This window comes from Natrinema gelatinilyticum (assembly GCF_024266705.1).
In the GTDB taxonomy this organism is placed as follows: Archaea; Halobacteriota; Halobacteria; order Halobacteriales; family Natrialbaceae; genus Natrinema; species Natrinema gelatinilyticum.
Genome location: NZ_CP100756.1, coordinates 3,445,319 through 3,470,219 on the forward strand (window position 1 = coordinate 3,445,319; position 24,901 = coordinate 3,470,219).

Consider the following 24,901-nt stretch of genomic DNA (forward strand, 5'->3'; position numbering starts at 1 on the left):
GCCCTGAACGACGGACATCCTTCGACCTAACCATCGATAAATGAAACACACACAACTCGCACCTGAAGACGAACCGATTCGCGATCCACAGATAGTATTCGCCAGCTGTACGGACGCCGGGTTTGACCTCTTTCGGTACGTCCACGAGGAACTCGTCGAAGTAACCGAACTCGTTTCGCTGACGCCCGAACAGGGCGAGCGAAACGACGTCTGTAGTTACTACAATCACGCCGAGTACGCTGCGGACCAGGGCATTTCGGTCTACTATCCCCAGACCTACGGAATGGACGAGCGGGACGTCGATCACTTCGTCACCCTCAACGCCGATCTGCTCCTCGTACACGGCTGGCAGCGGCTCATCCCTGGAGACGTTCTCGAGTCGTTCACGCGCGGAGCGCTCGGCCTCCACGGGTCGGCCTTTGGATTGCCGAAGGGGAGGGGCCGATCGCCGATGAACTGGTCGCTCATCGAAGACCTCGACAGGTTTCTTCTATCGGTAATGCACCTGGATGAAGGGGCCGATTCCGGTGACGTCGTCGCCACGAATAAGTTCGACATCAATCGTCACGACAACATCCAGTCGTTGTATCATAAACTCGTCATGGCCGGGCAGCAACTGTTCGACGAAATACTCGACGACGTGCTGGCTGGAACCGCAGAATTCGAGGTTCAAACGGCTGAACCAACCTATTACCCGAAACGGAATCCCGAAGATGGCGCTATCCACTGGGAAGATGCGACACGAACGATCTATAACCTCGTTCGGGCCGTCGCACGTCCCTATCCGGGAGCGTTCACCGAACACGACGGAACCCAGATTACCATCTGGGACGCTCAGCCGTTCTCCTCGGATCTACTGCTCGACGAGCACCCCGGCACGGTTGTTCAGGTCTTCCGAGCGAGCCAGCAGTTCGTCGTCAAGACGAGCGACGGCACGTTGCTCGTCACTGACTGGGAAGCGGAAAATTGGGACCCTGAGCGAGGAATGGTTCTCGAGTCGCTCACGAACGAGATATCCGATAGTCCGAATCGAATCGATAGACCAGAACACGAGGACTCGTTGACGCGGTAGTCGTGCGGGCAGCGGGCCGATTCTCGAGCAAACCCCGTCGAGCGGACCATCCCGAATACGTGTGTTTTATAACCGTCACCGGATAATCCGGTCGTACGACCATGCCGAAGTCTAATGGCCCTCGTCAGGGAACTCGGAAGAAGCTCGCGAACAAACCTCGTGATCGCGGTACGTCGCCGCCACAGCGAGCGATTCAGGAGTACGAGCCCGGTGAGAAAGTACATCTGAAAATCGACCCGAGCGTGCCGAACGGTCGCTTCCATCCTCGATTCGACGGGCTCACCGGCGAAGTCGTCGGAAAGCAGGGCAGTGCGTTCAAGGTACAGATCAACGACGGTGGGAAGAACAAAACGCTGCTCGTGACCGCGGCTCACTTGCGCGCGCAGAATCAGGAAAAATCCCGGATCTAACTCAGGGATGACGATCTTCAAAGAGATCGTCGACGAGGAGTTCCTGACGGTCTCGGAAACGAAGGAACTGCTCGCCGACATCGAAGCCGAACGTGCGTTGGACGAGGATCGTGAGTTGCGCTACGAACTCGCGCGAGCGATCGAACACGCAAACCGGTTTGCCGTCCTGGAACCCGACGATGCCCAGGAACTCGTCGACGACTTGCAGGCTCTCGAGAAGGTGGACGAGCCCACTGCCTACAAAATCGCGAATCTGCTGCCGCGGGATCGGGACGAACTTCGGTCGGTGTACGCACAACAGCGATATTCCCTGTCGGGAGACGAACTGGACGAAATCCTCAACGTCGTTGCGCAGTACGTCTGATACTACCAGTCGTCCGATTCACGGACTAATCCAGCGGCCGAAGGCTACCGTTGCGCTCCGTCCAGCCGTATGATAGCGAGCCGACTCTTTAAGTACGACGTCGCCGTATCGGGATTCAATGAGCGAAGCCGATGGCGACGAGACGGACGTTCGGCGAGCGGTCGTGTTGGATTACCTCGCACACGGGTTGTCGGAGGACGACCGACCACAGTACGCAAAGTCACCGGCAGGATACGCTGTCGGAATAGCGGACTTTCAGCTATATCAGGTCGCGTTCGATGAAGACGAACGGCTCACGATCGGGAGCGAGGTGGTCGTCGAACCGCCGTCGGAGCGAGATGTCGTCACCGAGGCACATCGTGTCGAATACGACGACTTCTCCTCTGGTGCACAGTCGGAACTCGAGTACGTCGTCGCCGATCTCGTCGAGGACAACGAGCAGCGATTCGTCGATTTCTATAACAACGCCCAGCCGATAACGCTTCGGCTCCACCAGCTCAACCTGTTGCCGGGAATCGGGAAGAAGCTCCGAAACGGCATTCTCGACGAGCGCAAGCGCAAGCCCTTCGAGAGCTTCGAGGAGTTATCCGAACGGGTCTCCGGACTGCACGAGCCCGACCAGATCCTCGTCGACCGTATTCTAGAGGAGCTGCGCGATGACGACCTGAAGTACCAGACGTTCGTCGGCCGTCGAGAGCAACAACACGATCAGAGCTAGGTGCCCCTCGAGGCGATCAACGAGTACGTCGCCTCCGGCGACTTCGAGGTCGTCACGCCCGAACAGATGGCCGACGAGTGCGTCTACTGCACGACAGTACACGGAGTATCCGACCGTCGGGCCGCGCTGTCGTCTCGACATTGCCCGCGCTCGCCCGAACGATCAGTCGCGACGCTGTTTTCCACCCCGTTCGCCGCAACCGAGCGGTGCGACGCTCACCCGAGATAGCCAAGCGCCTCGAGGCGAGTCTCGACCTCGTCCTGAGAGACGCTAGTGACGCGTTCGCCGTCGGTCACGTCCTCGACGCGGACGAGGACCTCTTCGAGGACGAACGTGACGTACTCGTCGACCGTTTCGAACTCGCTGCGGGGGACTCTGTGTTCGACGCGGTCGTAGATGTCGGTCGGGAGGTCGATCGTCGACTGGCCGGCGTCAGTGTATTCCTTCTCTTGACTCATTCGTATTGAGAGAACACTCAGGCGAAGAGACATTGTTATTCGACACCTACCGTCGGCCCTGTTCACCGCCGTATACGAGGGCCCAAGCGCCGTCTAACCGAGGGGGACCCGAACAGACCGGCCCCGAAAAACTGCCCGAACCGACGACGGCATGCTCGATCGTTACTCGGTGATGAACTGATTCGAAGCCGTGATATTACTAAGTCCGAACCCATCGCCGTGTCGGCCGATGAGCGACCACTCCGGTTCGACCGTCCAGTCCGCATCAGACGAACGCGCACTCGAGGACGTCGTGTTGGTGACCGTTGACAGCTGGCGCGCCGACCACTGCGGGTTCATGGGCTACGAGCGAGAGACGACCCCGACAATCGACGCGCTGGCCGAGGACGGACTCGTCCTCGAGAACGCCATTGCGCCGGCGCCAGCGACGAACAGCTCCGTCTCGGTGATGTTCACGGGCCAGTATCAGAACCCCGCGCTCGAGTCCAACGACATCGACTACACCGAGCGCGTCCGCCAGCACATGCGGGCCAGACGAACACTCCCCCAGCGATTCAAGGACCTCGGCTACGAGACGGTCGCGTTCACGGCCAACCCCTGGACGTCGCGATACTTCAACTTCGACCGGAACTTCGATCATTTCGAGGATTTTATGGACGAAAACCTCTCGAGTGGTTTCGTCAAGGACGGTGCCGACAAACGCGGCCTCGTCTCCGACCTCGCCGCCCAGCTGCTGAACTGGTACCAGGGCCAGGACATGTTCATGAGCTGGGAGTCGTTCTACGACGACGTGCTGGCCTGGCTCGACGACGCCGACTCCCCGTACTTCCTGTGGCTCTTCCTCGTCGACGTCCACATGCCGTACTTCCCGCCCGCAGGCTATCGCTCGCGGTCGCGACTGTCGACCTGGCCCGCGAACGTGTCGCTGTTCGCCGGCCAGTACGAGCTGCCGTTCGAGTCACTGTTCCACGACGTCCTGGTCGACGCCTACGACGACTCGATCCGGTACACCGACGCGTTCGTCGATCGGTTCACCGACGACGTCGACGGCGACCCACTGATCGTACTCACCGGCGATCACGGCGAAGCGTTCGGCGAGAACGGCGTCTACGGCCACGGTCCCGAGGTTTCCGAGGCAATGCTCCACGTGCCATTCGTCGTCCTCAACGGACCGACGAAAACCGTCGAGCGCCCGTTCTCGCTCCGGAAACTTCCCGAGTTCCTGCCGCAACTGGCCGCCGGCGAGGACGTCGAGTCGCTGCTCGAGCCGACCGTCTGGGCCCGGAACTACGACCCCGCGATCCTGATCAGGGGCCAGAACTGGCGCTTCGAGTGGCGGCCGGCGGAAACGCAGGTCGCCGTCCGTGAGGACGGGGTGTGGGAGGAGCGATCGGTCCCCGAACTCAAGATGCTCGGACGGGAACTGCTCGAGACGCGCGTCGAGCAGGAGCGCGAACGGGGCCGGATCCTCGAGGCCGCCGAGGCCGTGACGGCTGACGCCGCCCTGTAACCGCTCCCCGCGTCCGCAACTGCAAACTCGCGCTCATTTTCATCGTGTCCTGTGTGCTCATCTGGGGAGCGTTAGCAACACTGAGCGGTGCGATGAAACTACGCGATGCGATCGCATTTCCTACATGAACCCGAGCAGGCGAAGATTACCCGTACAAACTGTTTCACCTAATCGGCGAACTCGTCGACGGTACCCTCGTCTCGTTCGTCGGACGGTGGGTGACAAAGGTCCCTCGCGAATACACCACGATCGCGCCACCACGTGCAAAAACGGCTGTTCGTGCATCCGTCGAGAACTGGGCGGTCGAGAAGTGGGGCACCGTCACCGAGACGTAACTGCGCCGACCGCCGGGCTCTCCGCCGACCGTCGAGACGGTGCGTTTACACTTGCCCCGTCCATAGCGGCGACAATGAGAGATCCAGATGGGTTGATCGCCCGAGCCGGCGTTCGTGGCGATCCGAACCGCGACCAGCACTTTCTCGTCGACGACCGCGTCCTAGACCGGTTGCCGACCTATCTCGAGGAAGTCGACGCCGACACGAGCCATCTGCTCGAGATCGGCGGTGGCACGGGCGCACTGACGGACCGACTGCTCACAGTCGCCGACCAAGTGACCGTCGTCGAGCGCGATCCTGACCTCGCCGACTTTTTGTGCGAGGAGTTCGCCACCGAGACCGACGCTGGCGACCTGACGGTGATCGAGGGGAACGCCTTGACCGTCGACCTCCCGGACTTTTCGGCATCGGTGTCGAACCTCCCGTATGGCGTCTCGAGCGAAATCGCGTTCAGGCTGTTTCCAGAAAAGCGCCCGCTCGTGTTGATGTTCCAGCGGGAGTTCGCCGAACGGATGGTCGCCGAGCCCGGAACGAGCGAGTACAGTCGACTGTCGGTTTCGAGTCAACACTACGCCGACGTCGAACTCGTCGAATCGGTTCCCAAGGAGGCGTTCTCGCCGCCGCCGGCGGTTCAGAGCGCGGTGATACGGGCGATTCCACGCGAGCCAGCGTACCACGTCGACGACGAAGCGTTTTTCCTGCGATTCGTCAAGGCGCTGTTCACCCAGCGCCGGAAGACGATCCGCAACGCGATCCGGAATACGGCGCATATCTCTGGGCTCTCCGACCCGGAGGCGGTCGTCGACGCGGCCGACGAAGCCGTTCTCCAGAAGCGGGCCGATGCGATGGCGCCGGCCGAGTTCGCAGCGCTGGCCCAACTCGCGACGGAGGTCGGTGATCCTGATGGCGACTAATCCCGGGTGGCAGTTCGAGCCGTTCGCACGAGTCCGAGCAGACGTCTCTCACCGGCACACCGATCGGCACACCGATCCGTCCGAACCGACCGACGAATACTCAACGCTGCGCGAACGACTGGCTGGAGGGACGAACGTATGGGAGGATTATTGACGAAGCTCGACTGGTTGTCGGAGGTGATTCCGTCGACGCCACTCAAACTCGCGGTCTCTCTCCTTGCGGTCGCGGTTGTGATAGTGGTACTTCTCTCCTATCGTCGATTTCACACGTGGGTTTGCCGCCGATCGAGGCCGTTGTACGCCGACATCGTTTCGATGACCCTCCTCATCGGCGTCTCTCTGGCATGTCTCGGAATCGTAACGGGGGTCTGGGGGCGTGTAGGGGAAGTTCAACAACTGTCTACGACTCTCCCTCTCGGCAGTGCTGCCATCCCGCGCGCCATCTTTTCGTTCCTCCTGCTGGTCGTGACGGTGATCGTAACGCGATTCGTTCGCCGAGTGATCGAGGAGATATTCGGCTCGTCGTCCACCGTGACGGCACACCAGCGGAAGATCACCCATCGGCTCTCGCAGGTGATCCTCTGGTCCGTTTCGCTCGTCGTCGTACTGGGCGTCTGGGTCGACGACCTCGGGGGCCTACTCGTCGGGGCTGGCTTCCTCGGGATCATCGTCGGCATGGCTGCCCGCCAGACGCTCGGGACGATGCTGGCGGGCTTCGTGCTGATGTTCGCTCGGCCGTTCGAGATCGGCGACTGGATCGAAGTCGAAGACGACGAAGGCGTCGTCACCGACATCTCGATCGTCAACACGCAACTCCGATCCTTCGACGGGGAGTACATCATGATCCCCAACGACGTCATCGCCTCGAGCATGGTCACCAACCGCTCGAGACGTGGTCGCCTTCGCCTCGAGATCGATGTCGGGGTCGACTACGCGACCGATATTGACCGGGCGATCACCCTCGCGGAGGAGGCGATCGACGACGTCGAGCAGGCGATGTCCGCGCCGTCGCCACAAGTCGTCACCAGGTCGTTCGGCGATTCGGCCGTCGTGCTCGCCGCCCGTTTCTGGATCGACAAACCGAGCGCCAGGCGCTACTGGCAAGCGAGAACGGCCGCGATTAGCGCAATCAAGCGAGCGTACGAGGCCGAAGACATTACGATCCCGTTCCCGCAGCGCGAACTCTCGGGTCGGGACGAGGCCGGCGGGTTTCGAATCGCCGACGAACGGCGGGCGACGACGTCGGAACAATCCGGCGAAACGGGTCAGTCGAGCGATATCGACGGTGACGGAACCACACAGGAACACCGGATGACGACGCCAGAGGAGAACTGAATGGGGCTCGAGGAGAGACGCGATGCGGAACCCGACGTCTATCAGCCCGCCGAGGACTCCGCGTTGCTGGCCGAAGCGGTCCACGATCGGCTGGCGGGGGCAGAACTCGTGCTCGAAGTCGGGACCGGCTCGGGGTTCGTGGCTGGTCGGATCAGCGAGGAATCGAACGCACGAGTGGTTGCGTCCGACCTGAATCCGCACGCGGTACGTCAGGCCCGCGGTGGTGGTGTCGAGACGGTGCGGGCGGATCTGGTCGGCCCGTTTCGCGACGGAGCCTTCGACGCAGTGGTGTTCAATCCGCCGTATCTCCCGACCGATCCGGACAACGAGTGGGACGACTGGATGGAACGGGCGCTGTCGGGCGGGGAAACCGGCCGCGCCGTCATCGATCCGTTTCTCGAGACGGTCGGTCGCGTCCTCGCTCCGGATGGTGCCGTCTACCTGCTCGTTAGCAGCCTCACCGGCGTCGACGAGGTTGTCGAACGCGCCGGCGACGAAGGGTTCAGTGCCGTGGCTGTGTCAGATGAGTCGTTCCCCTTCGAAACGTTGACCGTACTCGAGTTGCTCCGCTGACCGCCGCCGCACGATCATGCGTCGTGAAACGCTGTCAGTCGCTGCGACATCGTGAATGAAGAACCGGGTTCGAAACGGCTGAATTCGGCGTTTCCCTCCGTCGTGATTACTCCGATGTATTAGGATGGATGGAAAATATTAAGCGTCGGTATACCCTAGCCGGGACCACGATGACTGAGTACGTTTCGACCACACCGGGGCTGTATCCGCTCCCGGACTGGGCGAAGGACGACCTCTCGGACCTCAAAGGCCATCAGAAACACGACCTCGTCAGCGGCGACGAGGGTGATGCGATCACCGCGGCCTACGATGCAGCCCGCGAGGAAGTGATCGAGGTACAACAGGACGCTGGACTCGACCGCATCGTCGAGGGTCAACTGCGGTGGGACGACATGCTCGCACACCCGCTCGCGGTTCACGACGCCGTCGAAACGCGCGGGATCGTTCGCTACTACGACAACAACAACTTCTATCGCGAACCGGTCGTCGAAGGCGAACTCGGGTTCTCCGGCGACGTCGCCTCGGAACTCGAGTCGGCCGCAGAACTGACCGACGAGCTGCAGGCCGTCCTCCCCGGTCCGTACTCGCTCGCGGATCTCGCTACCGACGACCACTACGGAGACGAGGCCGAATTCCTCGACGCGATCGCCGATTTCCTCGCGAGCGAGGTGGAGGCGTTCCCGGCCCACGAAACGTTGTTCCTGCTCGAGCCCTCGCTCGTCGAGAACGCGCCCGGTGACGGTCAGGACGAGCGAGCGAGCGAGGCGATCGATCGGGTCGCGAACGCGACCGACGCGGACGTCGTCGTCCAGCCCTACTGGGGTGCACTCGAGGAGAAGGTCTATGCGCACCTGCTCGACGCGGACATCGATGCAGTCGGATTCGATTTCGTCGCGAACCAGGACGACAACGTCTACAACATCCAGGAGTACGGCGCGACCGACGACGCCGCGCTCGGCCTCGCAGACGGCCAGAACACCCTCGTCGAGGACCCTGAGGCGATCCGCGACCGGGTCGACTGGGTCCACGGGCAACTCCAGGTGACCGAGTTCGAGACGATGTACCTCACTACCAACACCGAAACGTTCTACCTGCCCTACGGCAAGTACGTCGAGAAACTCGAAGTCCTTGCCGAAGCCGCGGATCTCGCAGAGGTGACCGCCGCATGAATGCAAACGACAACAAAGATCAATTCCGGCCGGCCGATCACGAAAACGACCACTTCCTGCTGACGACCGTCGTCGGTTCCTATCCAAAACCCAAGTGGCTCAACCGGGCGAAGGAGCTCTACGAGGACGATGAGGTAGACTTCGACGAGGAGAACTGGCGAGAGGCCAAAGACGACGCAGCCCGTCTCATCACGGACGAACACGAACGCGCCGGCCTGGATGTCGTCGTCGACGGCGAGATGCGCCGCACCGAGATGGTCGAATTCTTCGCCCATCGAATCGAGGGCTACGAGTTCAACGGGCCGGTCAAGGTCTGGGGACACAACTACTTCGACAAGCCGAGCGTCGTCAGCGAAGTCGAGTACGACGAGAGCTGGCTCGTCGACGAGTACGAGTTCACTGCGGCCGCGACCGACCGACCGGTCAAGGTCCCCATCACGGGCCCCTACACCCTCGCGAACTGGTCGTTCAACGAAGCCTACGACGACGAGGAGGAACTCGCGTACGACCTGGCCGACCTCGTCAACGAGGAGATCGAGAAGCTCGTCGAAGCCGGGGCTCGCTACATTCAGATCGACGAACCTGCGCTCGCAACCACGCCGGACGACCATGCCATCGTCGGCGAGGCGCTCGAACGTATCGTCGCCGATATCCCCGAAGAGGTCCGGATTGGACTCCACGTCTGTTACGGCGACTACTCTCGAATCTACCCCGAAATCCTCGAGTTCCCGGTCGACGAGTTCGACCTCGAGCTCGCGAACGGTGACTACGACCAACTCGACGTCTTCAAAGATCCATCGTTCACGAAGGATCTCGCACTCGGCGTCTGCGACGTTCACGTCGCCGAGGTCGAGTCAGTCGAGCAGATCGAGGCCAATATTAAGAAGGGCCTCGAAGTCGTCCCGCCTGAACAGCTCGTCATCTCACCCGACTGCGGCCTAAAGCTGCTGCCCCGCGACGTCGCCTTCGGCAAGATGAAGAACATGGTGCAGGCGGCCCGAAACGTCGAGGCGGATCTCGACGCGGGCACTATCGATATCGAACGTGGGACGCCGACGCCGGCCGACGACTGACGCCCTTCCCGGCCTCGTGAATCTAATTTCGTTTTCGACCACGGAGACGAGAGGAACCGTACTCGCGTCGACGCCGTCCTCGTTCCGGACCGAACGCACTTCTGTACGCGAATACTCCAAACCCTAACCGACGGTTTCGCACCGGCCGTGCGTCGATACGTCGGTCACGTTCGGACGGACGGCGATCCGGGTCTACCGCCGACTCGAGGCCCGTGATGACGGCGGAAAACGCTTCGGGCCGAACTGACGTTCGAGGCCGCCTTCTGACGCTCGAACGTTTTCGTTTCCGTCGAGGTCGATCGTAACGGTCATTTCCCCCTCGGTGAACCGTGTGGCTGGTACGGCGCGCGTGCGAGAAAGCCTGACGTAGAGTGAACGCATAGCGAGTGAACGCAGTGCAGTGTCGTGATCCACCGCTCAGTCGTACGTGAACAGTCGAACGTCGCAGGCAGGGCAAACTAACTTCTCCGTCGGCGTCGATCCTGGTGGGGTCACCTCGCCGCAGCAGGTCGCCTGTGAGACGGTCAGTTCGCCGTCGCAGCGTGGACATCGCTCGAGGAGCGACCGCAACGGCCGGCCGGCCGCACGGCGAACGCCCGCGTCGTCGATCCAGGCCCGAAGCGCGCGGGTGGCAGCGAGTTCGGCGACGACAACGGCTTCGTCGAGGGAGACGCTGTGACCGGCTTCGCCCTCGAGACGAACGGTAGTCGCCTGTCCACGCCAATCTCGACCGACGTGCGCATCGACCGACGCCTCTGTCAGCGCGTCCGCTTCCTCGGCGAGTCCCTCGAGGTTTCGGTCCCGGAGACGGGTCATTTCCCGGCGCCATTCGTCTCGAAACGTGTCTTGGAGCAAGAACTCCTCGTCGTCGGGGACGACGACACCCGCCTCGAGCAGCGTGGTGACGATAGCGTCGCCCGTCGGTCCGGCCATTTTGTCGTCTCCGCCGGTCGCCAACCCGGTGTCCGATAGCGAACCGTCGTCCCGGTCCGTGTGATCGCCGTAGACTCCGAAATCGAACGGAAGCATGGCGAGCAGTCGTGGGGCGTATCTGGGCGTGTAGGGCACGAGGTAGCCCCGTAACCAGATCGAGACCACTCCGACGAGCGCGACCCCAGCGGCCATTGTCCGGCGACCGGCTATCGTCAGGATCACGACGCCGATCGACAACACGACACTGTTGGCAACTGTACACGGCCAACACCGGTTGGTGCCGGTGTATTCCGCCCGTCGAATCCGCGTTTTGACGCCGACCATGGGGGCTGGTTTCCGTTCGGACACCTTGAATATGACCGCCACAATCATACTTATTTACAACGGGTGTAATAGTCAGCTGGAATGATGGCTCCCGGAACAGATAGTCGACCACTAACGCCTCGCTCCGGTCGCGTTCAGTTCGTCCGCCAATGGTCGACACGATTGGACTCGCAAATACGAACTGAAACGGCCCACCAGCTACATCGGGTGAGACACGATGGACGGTGACCAACTGATCGAAATCCTCGAGGATGCAGGTCTCTCGCCGTATCAGGCGGACGCGTTCGTCACGCTGCTGCGGCTTGGATCGGCGTCGGCGACCGACCTCGCGCAGGCCAGCGACGTCCCCGATCCGCGGATCTATGACGTGTTGCGAGGGCTCGAAGAGAAGGGGTACATCGAAACGTACGAGCAGGACAGCCTTCACGCCCGCGCACACGATCCGGCGGACGTACTCGCCGACCTTCGGTCGCGGGCGAACAGATTCGAAACGGCGGCCGACGAAATCGAAGATCGATGGAGTCGACCGGACATCGAGGAGCACAAGGTCAGCATCGTCAAACGACTCGATACCGTACTGACTCGGGCCGACGAATTGATCCGCTCGGCCACGAATCAGGTGCAAATTGGGCTAACCCCCGCACAGTTTCACGATCTTTCGGACGCGCTCACGTCGGCCTACGAGTCGGGCGTCGACGTCAAGGTCTGTCTGTTTCCGATAACGATGTCGGAGCCGGACATTCCGTCGGCGGAATCACTGGCCAATGCCTGTACCGAAGCGCGGTATCGAAACATCCCGTCGCCCTTCGTGGCACTCGTCGACCGTTCGTGGACCTGTTTTTCACCACACGGGGATTCGACGAACGAGTACGGCGTTATCGTCAACGACCGTACGCACACGTACGTCTTCCACTGGTACTTCCTCACCTGCCTCTGGGAGGTTCACGACGTGCTCTATTCAGCTCGAGAATCGGAGCCGCCGATCACGTACGTGGACCTCCGGCAGTGTCTCCAGGACGTCGAACCGCTGCTCGAGGACGGGGTGGATGTAGCGGCCACCGTCCACGGGTTCGAAACGGATACGGGCCGTGAAATAACGCGCCGGGGGACGATTACCGACATAACATACGCAGGCCACTCGACGACCGGCGTCTCCTCGACGCCGCTATTCCACCTCGCGGGAAAGGCTTCACTGACGCTCGAGGCCGAGAACGGGACGTTCACCGTCGGCGGCTGGGGGGCAATGATCGAGGACTACGAAGCGACGCGAATTACGATCGAGGCGATAGAGTGAATCGACTGCGCTTTTGTTTCGGGTAGTCTCCCCGCGTGCCCGTCGGTTTTCGTGCCCGCTCCGGTCCCTGCCGACGGTCGAACAGCAGCCATTCAGATGCGGAACGGACGTCCTGTGCGACGGGTAACAGTAGTCATGACAAATTTGATGTGGTTAACAACGGCTGTTGTACCCAATCCATTAATTATATAATGAGTGAATATCATACATCGCATATGGGTGAGAGGCACTCGCATGGGAAGGGCGGTATCGACTCGAGCGTTTCGCGGCGAACGTTCGTCAAAGCAGCAGGTGCAAGCGGAACCGCGGTCGGTCTCGCCGGGTGTATTTACGGCGACTCCTCGTCGGAAGACGCCGTCGTCTGGGGCATCGGCCCGAACGTGGTGGAAGCGGTTGGAGACGACATTGTCAACCTCCTGTCCGAAAACGGCGCGGACGGGGTCAACATCGAACTCCAGCCCGGTGACGAAGACACGGGCGCCCGCCGGGACACGTACACGAATCTGTTACAGGCCGGCGAAACGAAGCCCGACCTCTTGTTGATGGACAACGGCTGGGTGAACGTCTTCATCCAGCGCGGCCACATCGCGAACTTAAGCAACGAACTCGACGAAGCCGACCTGTCGACGGTACAGGACGAATACTTCGAGTCCTTCACAGCGACGGCTCGCGATCCCGGCTCAGGCGATCTGTTCGGGGTCCCGATCTTCCCCGACTATCCGACGATGCAGTATCGCAAGGACTACGCGCGTGCGGCCGGCTATGGCGAATCCGACTTCGAAACGTGGGCCACCGAGCCGATGACCTGGCAAGAGTGGGCCGAGATCACGCAGGAAATCGTCGCCGCCTCCGACGCTAGCTACGGACTTGCGACCCAGTGGGACACGTACGAGGGGACGTCCTGCTGTACCTGGAACGAGGTCATGTCCTCGTTCGGCGGCGCGTACTTCGGCGGCCGCGACAACCTCTTCGGCCCGGTCGGCGATCGACCGGTGACCATCGACGAACCGGAGTTCATCGAGGGACTGAAGATGATGCGGACGTTCGTCGCTGAGGAACACGGCGAACACACCCTGGAGGAGTACCCCACTGGAATCGCCACTCCGGACATCACTTCGTGGGCGGAAGAAGACGCCCGCAAGGCCATCCTCGATGGAAAGGCCGCGATGCAACGCAACTGGCCGTACGCGATCAGTGTGAACGTCGATTCGGCGGACAATGCGCTCTCAGTCGAGGACTACGGCGCGATGCCGATTCCCTACGGGGTTACCAAAGACGAAGCGAACCAGCCAGGGACCGGTGGCAGCACGTCCGCTCTGGGTGGCTGGCACGTCACTCTCAACCCGAACTCGCAGAACAAAGCGGACGCGCTCGAGGTGATTCGCGCCGCGATGACCGACGAGTTCAACCTCGGAATGTTCGAACTCTACGGCTGGGTCCCGCCGAAACCGGCGCTGTTCGAGACGGAAAAGGCTGCACAGGTCGAGCCGATGGGGAACTACATGAAGACGCTCCGTGTCGCCGGTGAGAACGCGATGCCGCGTCCGGTGACGACGGTCTGGCCAAATGAGTCCACGCTCATCGCCGAGGAGGTAAACGGGGCGGTGGCCGGCGACAAGAGCCCCGATGCTGCAGCCGCTGATCTCCAGACCGGGCTGGAAGATATCGAAGAGCAAGCATAAGGATGAGTACCGAAGATCGAACGTCCGGTCCGCTCGAGCGCTCGAATCGGTCGGGCCCGATCGTCGCGGTCGCGCGCTGGATGGAAAATCTCGGTGAGACCGGGTTCGCCTACCTGCTGTTGACACCAGTATTCGTCCTGTTGACAGTAATCGCTCTGTATCCGCTGTTGCGAACGCTCGAGCTGTCGCTGTTCCGGAACGTCCTGACAGATCCCGAATTCGTCGGCCTCGAGAACTACGTTCAGCTGTTCACAGGGGGTGCCGACGCCCGATTGCCCGGATCGACGACGTTCTTACCGAATATCAGCGTCAATGCGACCGCCCCGTTCGTCCACGTCGATGGGGTATTGCGGAGCGCGCTGGCAGTGACGCTCGTCTTCACCGCCGTGAGCGTCTTCTTCGAGACGCTCATCGGCTTCGGCCAGGCGCTCGTTCTCGATCAGAACTTCCGCGGCCGTCGATGGGTCCGCGCCGCGATTATCATCCCGTGGGCGATCCCGATCGTCATTCAGGGGATGATCTTCTTCCTGATGTTCCATCCGACCGCCGGATTCCTGACGGGACCGTTATCCGAAATCGGACTCGTGCAGGCGACCAACACCCTCAACGATCCACAGAGTTCGCTGTTCATCATTACGGTTTCGGACATCTGGAAGACGTCCGCGTTCATGGCGTTGCTCATACTCGCCGGACTTCAGAGCATCGACCGGAGCCTCTACGACGTGGCCGAGGTCGCCGGCGCGACCAAGTGGCAACGGTTCAAGCTCATCACGTTACCGCTCGTGTTGCCGACGCTCGGCATCGCGATCCTGTTCCGGACGATCGATGCCATGCGGATTTACGGCCTCATTGATTCGGTCTCGACCTGCTCGACGGTACCGTCGCTCTCGTGTATGGTCGTCTCGACGTTCAACACGAGCCGCGGTCTCGCCTCCGCAATCGCGTTCGTGACCGCCGGAATCATCGCCATCGCCGTGCTCGGCGTGATCTACCAGCAGTACAAGGAGGGACTCTGAGATGGCGACACGGACCGATCGGACGGCCGGACCCGCGGACGACGAGAACGGGAGACCGCTCGAACGGTGGACCCGTAGTGTCATCACCGACCCTGAAAAACGCAACCGCCTGTACAAGGCGTTGTTCTACGTCGCAGCGGGCTTTTTCCTCGTTACGACGCTGTTTCCGTTCTACTGGCTACTGGTGCTGGCATTGAAACCGAACGGGGACATCATTTCTGGCAATTGGGAGCTTCCGATTATCGGTGTCGAATTCCCGTATATCAATCCGCTGCAACCGGGCGAACCCAATGTCCTCGCCTTCGTCGAGGTGTTCCAGCAAGTGCCGTTCCACCTCTACGTGTTCAACAGCTTCGTGCTCGCGACGGTGACGACGGTCATCGTCATCGTCCTCGCGAGCCTCGCGGGATACGTCTTCGGCCGACTCGAGTTTCCGGGACGCGGCGTGTTGATGCTCGCTATCCTGGCTGTCTCGTACTTCCCGCCCGCGGCGTTCCTGATCCCGCTGTTCGACGCGTTCCTCGGCAACCCGGTGACGGTGCCGTTTCTCGGAGTCGAGTTGTTCTCGCCGCCGCGGCTGGTCAATACGCCGAGCGCAATGATCATGCCCTTCAGTGCGCTGTTTCTGCCGCTGTCGATTTTCATCCTCACCACGTTCTACGCGCAGATCCCGGACGGGCTCGAGGATGCAGCACGGGTCGAGGGCACGACCCGATTGGGTGCGCTGTTCCGCGTGATCATGCCGCTTTCGGCACCCGGTGTCGTGACCGCGGCCGTGTTGACGTTCATCGCGGTCTACAACGAGTACTTCTTCAGCTCGATCATGTCGCTCCAGAACGAGCCCCAGCAGTGGTCACCGCTCGTCGGCGGCATTCTGAGCTACCAGACGCAGTACACGACAGACTTCAACCTCATGGCAGCAGCCAGCATCGTCGGCGTGTTACCTATGCTGATCATCGTCATCGTCGCGCAGGAAAAGATCGTTAGCGGACTGACCGACGGAGCACTCAAAGAATAACAATGGCACGAGTACGACTTGACAACGTTACGAAACGGTACGAAGACATCGTCGCCGTCGACGATATGAATCTCGAGATCGAGGACGGCGAATTCGTCTGCCTCGTCGGGCCCTCGGGGTGCGGGAAATCGACGACGATGGAGACAATCGCCGGCCTCACCAAACCGACGGAGGGGACGGTTCACATCGGAGAGACGGACGTTACTGGCCTTCCCCCGAAGGATCGAGGTGTCGCGATGGTGTTTCAGAACATCGCGTTGTTCCCGCATATGGACGTCTTCGACAACATCTCGTTCGGACTACGCCTCCGGAAGTACGACGACGAGGAGATCGAGACGCGCGTCGAACGCGCCTCGGACGTCGTTCAACTCGAGGGGATGCTCGATCGGATGCCGGACGAACTGTCCGGCGGACAGCAACAGCGGGTGGCAATCGCCCGTGCGATCGTCCGGGAGCCGGCCGTCTTCCTGATGGACGAACCGCTGGCGAATCTAGACGCAAAATTGCGCGTTCACATGCGAACCGAGCTCCAGCGACTGCACAAGCAACTCGACACGACGATCGTCTACGTGACGCACGATCAGGCGGAAGCGATGACGATGTCGGATCGGATCGCCGTCATCAACAGCGGTGAACTCCAGCAAATCGATCCGCCGCTGACCTGCTACAACGAGCCGGCCAACCGATTCGTCGCCGGCTTCATCGGGTCACCGTCGATGAACTTCGTCGCCGGCGAACTAAGCGAGGACGGCCTCGAGACCGATCACTTCGACCTCGAATTCGATCCGGACCCGCTCGAGGCCGCTCCCGGGGACGCCGTCACGATGGGGGTTCGTCCCGAGGACATCTATCCTGCGTCCGACGCTGACTCGTTGACTGCTAGGTCGTCAGTCATCGAGGCGACGACCGACGTTCTCGAACCGATGGGTGACGAGATATTCGTGTATCTCACGCTCGACGGCTCGGAGGGCCAGTTGATGACGAGTGAGGAGGCGTCGGCTGCGTCGAATCAGCTGTTGATGAGCGTCGCGCCGGACTCGGCCATCGACGAGGACGAGCAAGTCAGCGTCGTGCTCGATCGGTCGAACGTCCACCTGTTCGAGACCGGGTCGGGCGATGCGATTGCCCACGGTGTCGGAGAGCCCTCGGATTCGACGGCGCAGTCGGACGCGGTGGCGGAGAACGTCCGGGCCGAAGTCGATTCCGGAGGGGGCGATGAGTGATCTCGTCTCGGTCGTCTACTACGGCGGCATGCTCGTGCTCTACTTCTTCTGGATCTACGGGATCGTTTCGTTCGGTCTCGATCTGAAGAACAAAGTCATGCCGGGAATCCAGCAGTATCGTCGCGGCCGAAAACGACAGAAGGAAGAACGAACGCAAGATGACGAACGTTCCACGAAAGAAGAGCAGTTGTACTGATCGCAGCAACGCCGCTGTCGTCCGTCGGAGCGAGCGACCGGTGATCAATAGATGAGCGGCGACTACGCCTCCGTTCGAACGGGCATCGTCGGACTCGGTAACATCGGGCACCACCACGCCGACCGTCTCGTCGACCTCGGTGTCCCCCTCGAGGGTGGCATGGACATCGACCACGAAGCGCGCACCAGATTCGCCGACCGGTACGACGTCGACGTCTACGACGGGTATCACAGTCTCTACGACGACGTAGACGCCGTCATTATCACGACGCCCAACAAATTCCACGAGAAGTATGCCGTCGCCGCCCTCGAACGCGACCAACACGTCCTTCTCGAGAAGCCGCTCGCGCACACGGTCGAGAGCGCTCGCCGGATCGCCGATGCGGCGTCGGCGTCGTCGGGGACGTCCCAGATCGGATTCAACAATCGGTTTCTGAACGCCGTTCAACTCATCAAAAATCGGATCGAACGCGGCGACTTCGGAGACCTCATTCACGTCGAGGCGAACTACGTCCGTCGGCGCGGCGTTCCCGGCCGCGGTTCGTGGTTCACTCGACGGGAGATATCGGGAGGTGGTTCGCTCATCGACCTCGGCGTTCACGCGATCGACCTCTCGATGTACTTGCTCGGCTATCCGGACGTCGAGGAAGTTTCGGGGATAACGCGCTCGACTTTCGGCGACCGGGACGACTACGCCTACCTCGAGATGTGGGGCGCTGACAACGGCTCGAACGGGTTCGACGTCGACGACTCCGCGAGCGCATTCATCCGCTGTACGGGAGAGCACACGGTCTCCCTCGAGGTGGCCTGGGCGACCAATCGACCGCCGACGCACGAATTCGTCGTCCGCGGAACCGAAGCGGCCGCGCGATTCGATCTGCTGGAGGGTGATCTGACGATCCACTCGGCGAGTGCCGACGGGCAGAATCACCTGCTCGACACCGCAGTCGAGGTCCGCGAGAACGACACCCACACCGACGAACAGCGGGCGTTTTTCGACGCGATCACTACCAGCCGCGATACCGGCGGTTCTATCGACGACGCGGTCACGGTCCAGGAAATTATCGACGCTATCTACCGCTCGAGTGAGGGCGGCCACACCGTGGCACTCGATGGAGCAGTCCCATGACCACCCTCTCTACGAATTCGTTACGACCGGGCTGACTCGACGTGATCGCCGGTCGTCGATCCCACCGATCCGCTGACGAAGACCGACACATCCGTCACCGCTTACGGCCTCGATCGCCACGAACAGTGGTATCTGGATTTTATTACTATATGAATAATCGTGGAATTTATTGCCATCGGCTCCCTCGTTCGAACTGTATGAATATTGGAGTACACACGCCGCCGCTCGCAAACGAATCGCTCGAGGACACGCTCGCGTATCTCGCGGACATCGAGGTCGACGCCATCGAACCCGGTGTCGGAGGATATCCCGGTGACGACCACCTCGGCCGCCAGACTCGCCTCGACGACGAGGACGCACAGGCCGACCTGAAAGCGCTGCTCGAGGAACACGGAATCGAAATTAGCGCGCTCGCGACCCACAACAATCCGCTCCATCCCGACGAGGAACGGGCCAATGCGGCCGACGTCGAACTTCGAGAGGCGATCAGACTGGCGTCCCAGCTAGGGGTCGGGACGGTCACCTGTTTCTCAGGGCTGCCGGCGGGCAGTCCGACCGACGACACGCCCAACTGGATTACGGCGCCGTGGCCGCCCGAGCACGCGGAAGCCCACGAGTACCAGTGGGAGGTCGCCCTGCAATACTGGACCGACCTGGCAGCGTATGCGGACGACTACGACGTCGACCTCGCCCTCGAAATGCACCCGAACATGCTGGTGTACGAACCCCACGGGATGGCACGCTTGCGCGCAGAAACGAACGACCGTGTGGGGGCAAACTTCGATCCCTCACACCTCTACTGGCAGGGAATCTCGGTCACCGACGCCGTTCGATTCCTCGGCGAACGCGATGCGATCCACCACGTCCACGCCAAAGACACCCGCATCTACGAGGAGCAGGCGCGCCAAAAAGGGGTCCTCGATACCACGCCGTACGACGACGAGGCCAACCGGTCGTGGCTCTTTCGCTCCGTTGGGTACGGCCACGACGAATCCCACTGGAAGGATTTCGTCTCGACGCTCCGGATGGTCGGCTACGACGGGACGCTGAGCATCGAACACGAGGACTCGCTCACCAGTTCGCGGGAAGGCCTCGAGAAGGCCGTCGACCTGCTCGAGCGGGCGATTTTCCGTGAGCAACCCGGGACCGCGTACTGGGCAGAGTGACCGTTCCGTCCCGTCGTTCGACGACCCCATCGATCCGCGTCACGTAACCACCTCTTGATCCCCACAATTCCACCCGCTCTGTCGGGTTCGGGGCGGTACGGTCGTCCTGACGGAAAGTTCTAACAACACCTATTGTGAATGAATAGCCATGACGCTACAAGTCGGCGTACTCGGCTACAGATTCATGGGGAAAGCGCACGCAAACGCGATGGCGCGGCTGCCGATGTTCTTCCCGGATGCGCCCGAAATCGAACGGCGGGTTCTCGTCGGCCGCCACGAGGGCGCGCTGTCGGACGCCGCCGATCGACTGGGCTTCGAATCGATCACGACTGACTGGGCGGATGTCGTCGAGGACGTCGACGTCTTCTACAATCTCGGTCCGAACCACGTCCACGCCGAGCCGTCGATCGCCGCCCTCGAGGCCGGCACACCCGTATTTTGCGAAAAACCGCTCGCCCCGACACTCGAGGACGCGAAGGCGATGGCGACGGCAGCCCACGAGGCCGGTACCGACGTGCCAGCGGGGTGTGCGTTCAATTACCGGTTCGTCCCGGCGATCCAGTACGCGAAACGGTTGCTCGAGGACGGCGTGTTGGGCGAAATCCACCACGTCCGCGCGCGGTACCTACAGGACTGGCTTGTCGATCCGACGGCGCCGTGGTCGTGGCGCAACGACGAAGCGCTGGCCGGATCGGGCGCGCTCGGCGATCTCGGCTCCCATTCGGTCGATCTCCTGCGGTTTCTCGTCGGAGCCGACGATCTCGCAGGAGAGATCGAACGAGTCAGCGGTCACCTGCGGACGTTCGTCGAGGAACGACCCACGGAGGACGCGGCGGCCGGTGAGGAGCCCGAAACTCGGCCCGTTACCGTCGACGACGCCTACACCGCGCAACTCGAGTTCGAAAACGGCGCGATGGGCACCCTCGAGGGATCGCGCTTCGCGACGGGCCACAAGAACGACCACAGCCTCGAGGTCCACGGCTCGGCGGGCAGTCTCCGGTTCTCGCTCGAGCGGCTGAACGAACTCGAGGTACTCCGCGGAGACGGTCGTGGCTACGAAACGATTCTCGTCACGGACGAGGACGATCCGTACGTCGACCACTGGTGGCCGCCGGGCCACGTGCTTGGCTGGGAACACACGTTCGTCCACGAGAACTACGAATTCCTCAGTGCGGTCGATCGCGGTGACGCATACGAACCGAACTTCGACGATGGGCTGGCTGCCCAGCGGGTGCTCGACGCAATCGAGGAGAGCGACGACAGCGGCGAGTGGGTCGCAATCGAATAACAGTCGTTGGAAATACGATTTCTTTATTCGGTCTGCAGCGTGATTTTTCGTGCCGACTCCTCCGGTTCGCACGAGTTATCTCACCCGTGACCTTCGTCGTTTCCTCTGGTGTTGTCGCCGTCGGATAGCTCACTCCGATTCGATTTTGCTCACCGTGTGAATCTGATCGTACTGAACGCTCCCGTCATCGAGCGGTCGACCGTCGAGTTCGAGATAGGTTCGCTCGAAGTCGGTCACCTCGCCGGTGACGTCGACCTGGTGGTCCTCAGTTCGTTCTTCGTTGCGAACCTCGACGACATCGCCGATATCGACGTGACTCCGGACCAGTTCAGCGATCCGTTCCTCGGTCGCGTTGGGTGGAATCGTTAGATCGGTCATGGCGATCCGATCGTACCGCGTCCACGCGGGTACCCCTTCAGCAGGAATTCGCAACTCGAGTCGCCGACCGGACGACCGTTTTTGTACGAACCGGTCCAATGGGAGCCAATGAAGATCATCAAGGACAGCGTTCACGACCACATCCGGGTCGACGGCGTCGCCCGCGACTTGCTGGATACGCCGGCACTCCAGCGACTTCGGCACATCAGCCAGCTCGGAACCGTCTCGCTGGTCTATCCGTCGGCCAACCACACCCGTTTTGAACACAGCCTCGGCGTCTATCACCTCGCGTGCGAAGCCCTGGAGTACCTCAGTATCGAAGGGGCGCGAGCGGAACGGGTCCGCGCAGCGGCCATCCTCCACGACGTCGGACACGGGCCGTTCAGTCACAGCCTCGAGTCCCTGACCCACCGCCGGACCGGCCGCTATCACGATGACGTTCACGAACTCTTGGCTGATGGACCGGTCGGTGACGTGTTGCGCGATCACGACATCGAACCAGCGACGGTGGCGGATCTGATCGCCGGCGATGGACGGTTCGGCCAACTGGTATCGGGGGAACTCGACGTCGACCGGATGGACTATCTGGTACGGGACGCCCACCACACGGGGGTTCCCTACGGGACGATCGACCACGGCCGCCTCGTCCGAGAACTGACGTTCGTCGACGGCGAACTCGTCCTGGCGGAGGGAAACGTCCAGACGGCCGAGAGCCTGCTCGTCGCTCGAGCCCTGATGAACCCGACCGTCTACAGCCACAGCGTCGCCCGGATCAGCAAGGCGATGCTCCGACGGGCCGGGGAACGACTGCTCGAAGAGCCGTCCGCGGACGTCGATGCGAACGCGCTCCAGCGGATGGACGACCACGACCTGGTCGTCGCGCTGCGGTCCTGTGAAGCGACGGCGGAATTGTCCCGACGGCTGGACCAGCGGGACCTCTTCAAGCGGGCGGTGTGGGCCGAAATCGACGACGTTCCCGGCGGGATAATCGAGGCCGATCACGAGTCGATCCGCGAATTCGAACGGGAGATTGCCGAGCGAGCGAGCATCGCTCCGGCCCACGTCATTCTCGACGTGCCGAGTCGACCCTCGATGACGGAGTCGACGACGCGCGTGATGGTGAACGGCGAAATCCGCCGACTGGGACAACAGTCGCCGCTGGTCGAGGCCTTGCGGGCAGCCCAGTACTCTCAGTGGCGACTCGGCGTCTACTCGCCGCCGGCGCTGCGCGACCGGGTCGGCCGAGCTGCGGTCGACGTCCTCGACCTGGCCATCGACGGCGCGCTAGTCAGCGAGGTTCGCGACGGGATCGACGCGACGCTGGATCAGTTTATCGATTGAACCGATCGTTTCTCCCGCTCACCGGTTGTGTTCCGTGTTCGCATCTCACGTGAGGAACTTTATATAAGTAATACACTAATTAAGATTTCGCAAATCCGGATTTGTGTCACACAACGGAGACAGACGACGTAGCTACGATGCGTGGCGGAAGGCCGCCGCTGACGGCAGTCGTCGCCATCGGGCTTACGGGTCGCGTCCTCGGATCCGGTCCGAGGGCGAATCGTTGAAGGCACTGACGGCGAACTGATCGGTATGCAACGAACGGGAACGATCCTGTGCGGCCGCGAATTCGACCCTGTCGAGGGTCGAATCGTGATCGACGAGAACGGCCGCATCGAAGCCATTGAGGAGGCGGCGGTCGACAGCGACGACCTCATCCTGCCGGCGTTCGTCAACGCGCACACCCACATCGGCGACTCGATCGCCAAGGAGGCCGGCAGTGGCCTCTCGCTCGAGGAACTCGTCGCGCCACCGGACGGTCTCAAACATCGGCTGCTTCGGGCGGCCACGCGAGACGAACTCGTAACTGCGATGAATCGATCGTTGCGGTTCATGGAAGGTGCCGGCACCGCCGCCTGTCTGGACTTCCGCGAGGGCGACGTCGCAGGGGTCCGGATGCTCGAGGACGCCGCGGACGGCCTCGAGATAGACGCGCTCTCCTTTGCTCGAGGGTCCACCGACGCGATGCGCGTCGGTGACGGCTTCGGCGCGAGCGGGGCTAATGATGCGACCTTCGACTGGGAACGGGAGGCGACGCGCGAGGCCGGCAAGCCGTTCGGAATTCATGCGGGCGAGGTAGACGAGAGCGACATCGCCCCGGCGCTGGACCTCGACCCGGATTTTCTGGTCCACATGGTTCACCCGAAGACGGTCCATCTCGAGCGCCTCGCCGAGAGCGAGATTCCGGTGGTGGTCTGTCCGCGCTCGAATCTCGTGACCGACGTGGGGCTGTCGCCCTACGAGGCGCTCAACGAGCGAACGATGCTTGCGCTCGGCACCGACAACGTGATGCTCAACTCGCCGTCGATGTTCCGCGAGATGGAGTTCCTCGCGAAACTTTCGAACCTCCCGTCGGACGTAATCCTCCGCATGGCGACCGTCAACGGGGCCGAAATCGCTGACCTCGAGTACGGACTGCTCGAGCCCGGGCGGGTGGCACGACTGCTCGTGCTCGACGGCGACTCGGACAATCTCGTCGGCGCTCGAGACCCTGTTCGGGCCGTCGTCAGGCGCGCTGGCGTCGACGACGTTCGGGAAGTCGTGTTCGGATAACGAACTCAGTGGAGTCGTTCGGACATCTCGGCGTGCTCTTTTGCGTACTCGACGTATCTATCCGCCGTCGCTTCGAGTTCGGGATCGTCTATCTCCGCCTTCGGTTCGGCGGGTGCGCCGACGGCGAGCGTCGACGGGGGGATTTCGGTGCCCTCCGTGACGACGCTGCCAGCGGCGACGACTGCCCCCTCACCGACGTGAGCAGCGTCGAGGACGACTGCGTTCATTCCGACCAGCGCCCGCTCAGCGACGGTCGCATCGTGGACGATCGCACTGTGGCCGACGGTGGAGTAGGGCTCGAGTACCGTGTCCTCGTGGAGGACGGCGTTGTCCTGGACGTTTGCGCCCTCTCCCACGACGATGCTGCAGTGATCACCGCGAAGCGTAGTATTCGGCCAGATGCTAGCCTCGTCTTCGATGATGACATCGCCGATGACGACAGCAGTGTCATCGACGTACGCGGAGTCAGCGATCTGCGGTTCCGTTCCATCGAACGTGCGTATCATGCTCGTTCCTGTCTCGAGAATCGCCTTGAAGATGTTCATCGATGGTGGCGTTCGCATGTCCGCGAGCGCAATTGGGTTACGGACGCCACGTGTCCCGTTCCGCGCCAGTTTGTCACTCGAATCGAGACATCACGTATCCGTTTATTTCCGAAACCAATACAATTTGGCACCACGACTAAACCATCGCCAGTGGGATTACCAATCG

General features: G+C 61.8%; 26 protein-coding genes. 22 read left to right on the forward strand and 4 right to left on the reverse strand.

All coding sequences use genetic code 11. The annotated features are described in order from the left end of the window. Window positions 1–40 precede the first annotated feature (40 nt). The 5 genes from NJU76_RS16955 (at window position 41) to NJU76_RS16975 (ending at window position 2,792) form a co-directional block, all read left to right on the forward strand. On the forward strand, window positions 41–1,072 hold the full coding sequence (locus NJU76_RS16955; protein WP_254530528.1) for a methionyl-tRNA formyltransferase: 1,032 nt from the start codon (window positions 41–43) through the stop codon (window positions 1,070–1,072). A gap of 101 nt (window positions 1,073–1,173) precedes the next feature. Further along, window positions 1,174–1,482: a 50S ribosomal protein L21e gene (locus tag NJU76_RS16960; protein WP_254530529.1), complete on the forward strand. Its 309-nt coding sequence runs from the start codon at window positions 1,174–1,176 to the stop codon at window positions 1,480–1,482. A 7-nt stretch (window positions 1,483–1,489) separates the two neighbouring features. Beyond that, the gene (locus NJU76_RS16965; RefSeq protein ID WP_254530530.1) at window positions 1,490–1,846 is read left to right on the forward strand and encodes an RNA polymerase Rpb4 family protein; all 357 of its coding nucleotides are present in this window, start codon (window positions 1,490–1,492) and stop codon (window positions 1,844–1,846) included. Between the two features lie 118 nt (window positions 1,847–1,964). After that, on the forward strand, window positions 1,965–2,564 hold the full coding sequence (locus NJU76_RS16970) for a DUF655 domain-containing protein (protein ID WP_254530531.1): 600 nt from the start codon (window positions 1,965–1,967) through the stop codon (window positions 2,562–2,564). Beyond that, the gene (locus NJU76_RS16975; RefSeq protein ID WP_254530532.1) at window positions 2,565–2,792 is read left to right on the forward strand and encodes a hypothetical protein; all 228 of its coding nucleotides are present in this window, start codon (window positions 2,565–2,567) and stop codon (window positions 2,790–2,792) included. Here NJU76_RS16975 and NJU76_RS16980 read toward each other — a convergent pair. After that, complete coding sequence (locus tag NJU76_RS16980; protein WP_254530533.1) at window positions 2,780–3,022, reverse strand: hypothetical protein; 243 nt, start codon at window positions 3,020–3,022, stop codon at window positions 2,780–2,782. The genes NJU76_RS16975 and NJU76_RS16980 overlap by 13 nt on opposite strands. Window positions 3,023–3,251: 229 nt before the next feature. Between NJU76_RS16980 and NJU76_RS16985 the strand changes: the two genes are divergently transcribed. From NJU76_RS16985 to NJU76_RS17010, 6 genes are all read left to right on the forward strand, one after another. Continuing rightward, window positions 3,252–4,532: a sulfatase gene (locus NJU76_RS16985; RefSeq protein ID WP_254530534.1), complete on the forward strand. Its 1,281-nt coding sequence runs from the start codon at window positions 3,252–3,254 to the stop codon at window positions 4,530–4,532. A gap of 409 nt (window positions 4,533–4,941) precedes the next feature. Next, complete coding sequence (locus NJU76_RS16990) at window positions 4,942–5,781, forward strand: 16S ribosomal RNA methyltransferase A (protein WP_254530535.1); 840 nt, start codon at window positions 4,942–4,944, stop codon at window positions 5,779–5,781. 138 nt (window positions 5,782–5,919) lie between these two features. Then, on the forward strand, window positions 5,920–7,116 hold the full coding sequence (locus NJU76_RS16995; protein ID WP_254530536.1) for a mechanosensitive ion channel family protein: 1,197 nt from the start codon (window positions 5,920–5,922) through the stop codon (window positions 7,114–7,116). After that, window positions 7,117–7,689 (forward strand): HemK2/MTQ2 family protein methyltransferase, encoded by a 573-nt coding sequence (locus tag NJU76_RS17000; RefSeq protein WP_254530537.1) that lies wholly within the window; start codon window positions 7,117–7,119, stop codon window positions 7,687–7,689. A 170-nt stretch (window positions 7,690–7,859) separates the two neighbouring features. Next, entirely contained in the window at window positions 7,860–8,858 is a 999-nt protein-coding gene (locus NJU76_RS17005) for a 5-methyltetrahydropteroyltriglutamate--homocysteine methyltransferase (protein WP_254530538.1), read from the forward strand. After that, window positions 8,855–9,931: a methionine synthase gene (locus NJU76_RS17010; protein WP_254530539.1), complete on the forward strand. Its 1,077-nt coding sequence runs from the start codon at window positions 8,855–8,857 to the stop codon at window positions 9,929–9,931. The genes NJU76_RS17005 and NJU76_RS17010 overlap by 4 nt, the downstream gene beginning before the upstream one ends. 417 nt (window positions 9,932–10,348) lie before the next feature. Here the strand turns inward: NJU76_RS17010 and NJU76_RS17015 are convergent, their stop codons facing one another. Continuing rightward, window positions 10,349–11,188 carry a DUF8054 domain-containing protein gene (locus NJU76_RS17015; protein WP_254530540.1) on the reverse strand — a complete coding sequence of 280 codons (840 nt, stop codon included), beginning with the start codon at window positions 11,186–11,188 and terminating at the stop codon, window positions 10,349–10,351. Window positions 11,189–11,405: 217 nt separating this feature from the next. On the opposite strand from NJU76_RS17015, the gene NJU76_RS17020 reads away from it, so the two are divergent. The 9 genes from NJU76_RS17020 (at window position 11,406) to NJU76_RS17060 (ending at window position 21,199) form a co-directional block, all read left to right on the forward strand. Then, entirely contained in the window at window positions 11,406–12,482 is a 1,077-nt protein-coding gene (locus tag NJU76_RS17020; RefSeq protein WP_254530541.1) for a TrmB family transcriptional regulator, read from the forward strand. A gap of 215 nt (window positions 12,483–12,697) precedes the next feature. Continuing rightward, window positions 12,698–14,164, forward strand: a complete 1,467-nt coding sequence (locus NJU76_RS17025) for a substrate-binding domain-containing protein (RefSeq protein ID WP_254530542.1) — start codon at window positions 12,698–12,700, stop codon at window positions 14,162–14,164. A 2-nt stretch (window positions 14,165–14,166) separates the two neighbouring features. Continuing rightward, window positions 14,167–15,180, forward strand: a complete 1,014-nt coding sequence (locus tag NJU76_RS17030; RefSeq protein WP_254530543.1) for a carbohydrate ABC transporter permease — start codon at window positions 14,167–14,169, stop codon at window positions 15,178–15,180. Window position 15,181: 1 nt separating this feature from the next. Beyond that, window positions 15,182–16,198 (forward strand): carbohydrate ABC transporter permease, encoded by a 1,017-nt coding sequence (locus NJU76_RS17035; protein ID WP_254530544.1) that lies wholly within the window; start codon window positions 15,182–15,184, stop codon window positions 16,196–16,198. Window positions 16,199–16,200: 2 nt separating this feature from the next. Next, the gene (locus NJU76_RS17040) at window positions 16,201–17,421 is read left to right on the forward strand and encodes an ABC transporter ATP-binding protein (RefSeq protein ID WP_254530545.1); all 1,221 of its coding nucleotides are present in this window, start codon (window positions 16,201–16,203) and stop codon (window positions 17,419–17,421) included. Next, window positions 17,414–17,617, forward strand: a complete 204-nt coding sequence (locus tag NJU76_RS17045; protein WP_254530546.1) for a DUF8005 family protein — start codon at window positions 17,414–17,416, stop codon at window positions 17,615–17,617. Before NJU76_RS17040 ends, NJU76_RS17045 begins: the two co-directional genes overlap by 8 nt. A gap of 51 nt (window positions 17,618–17,668) precedes the next feature. Beyond that, on the forward strand, window positions 17,669–18,745 hold the full coding sequence (locus NJU76_RS17050; RefSeq protein ID WP_254530547.1) for a Gfo/Idh/MocA family protein: 1,077 nt from the start codon (window positions 17,669–17,671) through the stop codon (window positions 18,743–18,745). A gap of 197 nt (window positions 18,746–18,942) precedes the next feature. Continuing rightward, complete coding sequence (locus NJU76_RS17055) at window positions 18,943–19,911, forward strand: sugar phosphate isomerase/epimerase family protein (protein WP_254530548.1); 969 nt, start codon at window positions 18,943–18,945, stop codon at window positions 19,909–19,911. A gap of 148 nt (window positions 19,912–20,059) precedes the next feature. After that, window positions 20,060–21,199, forward strand: a complete 1,140-nt coding sequence (locus NJU76_RS17060; RefSeq protein ID WP_254530549.1) for a Gfo/Idh/MocA family protein — start codon at window positions 20,060–20,062, stop codon at window positions 21,197–21,199. Between the two features lie 129 nt (window positions 21,200–21,328). Here NJU76_RS17060 and NJU76_RS17065 read toward each other — a convergent pair whose 3' ends face one another. Next, window positions 21,329–21,577, reverse strand: a complete 249-nt coding sequence (locus NJU76_RS17065; protein ID WP_254530550.1) for a hypothetical protein — start codon at window positions 21,575–21,577, stop codon at window positions 21,329–21,331. A 108-nt stretch (window positions 21,578–21,685) separates the two neighbouring features. Between NJU76_RS17065 and NJU76_RS17070 the strand changes: the two genes are divergently transcribed. Continuing rightward, window positions 21,686–22,918 carry an HD domain-containing protein gene (locus NJU76_RS17070; RefSeq protein WP_254530551.1) on the forward strand — a complete coding sequence of 411 codons (1,233 nt, stop codon included), beginning with the start codon at window positions 21,686–21,688 and terminating at the stop codon, window positions 22,916–22,918. Window positions 22,919–23,170: 252 nt separating this feature from the next. Then, window positions 23,171–24,190: an amidohydrolase family protein gene (locus NJU76_RS17075; protein ID WP_254530552.1), complete on the forward strand. Its 1,020-nt coding sequence runs from the start codon at window positions 23,171–23,173 to the stop codon at window positions 24,188–24,190. Between the two features lie 5 nt (window positions 24,191–24,195). Here the strand turns inward: NJU76_RS17075 and NJU76_RS17080 are convergent, their stop codons facing one another. Continuing rightward, the gene (locus NJU76_RS17080) at window positions 24,196–24,696 is read right to left on the reverse strand and encodes a gamma carbonic anhydrase family protein (RefSeq protein WP_254532505.1); all 501 of its coding nucleotides are present in this window, start codon (window positions 24,694–24,696) and stop codon (window positions 24,196–24,198) included. Between the last annotated feature and the right edge of the window lie 205 nt (window positions 24,697–24,901).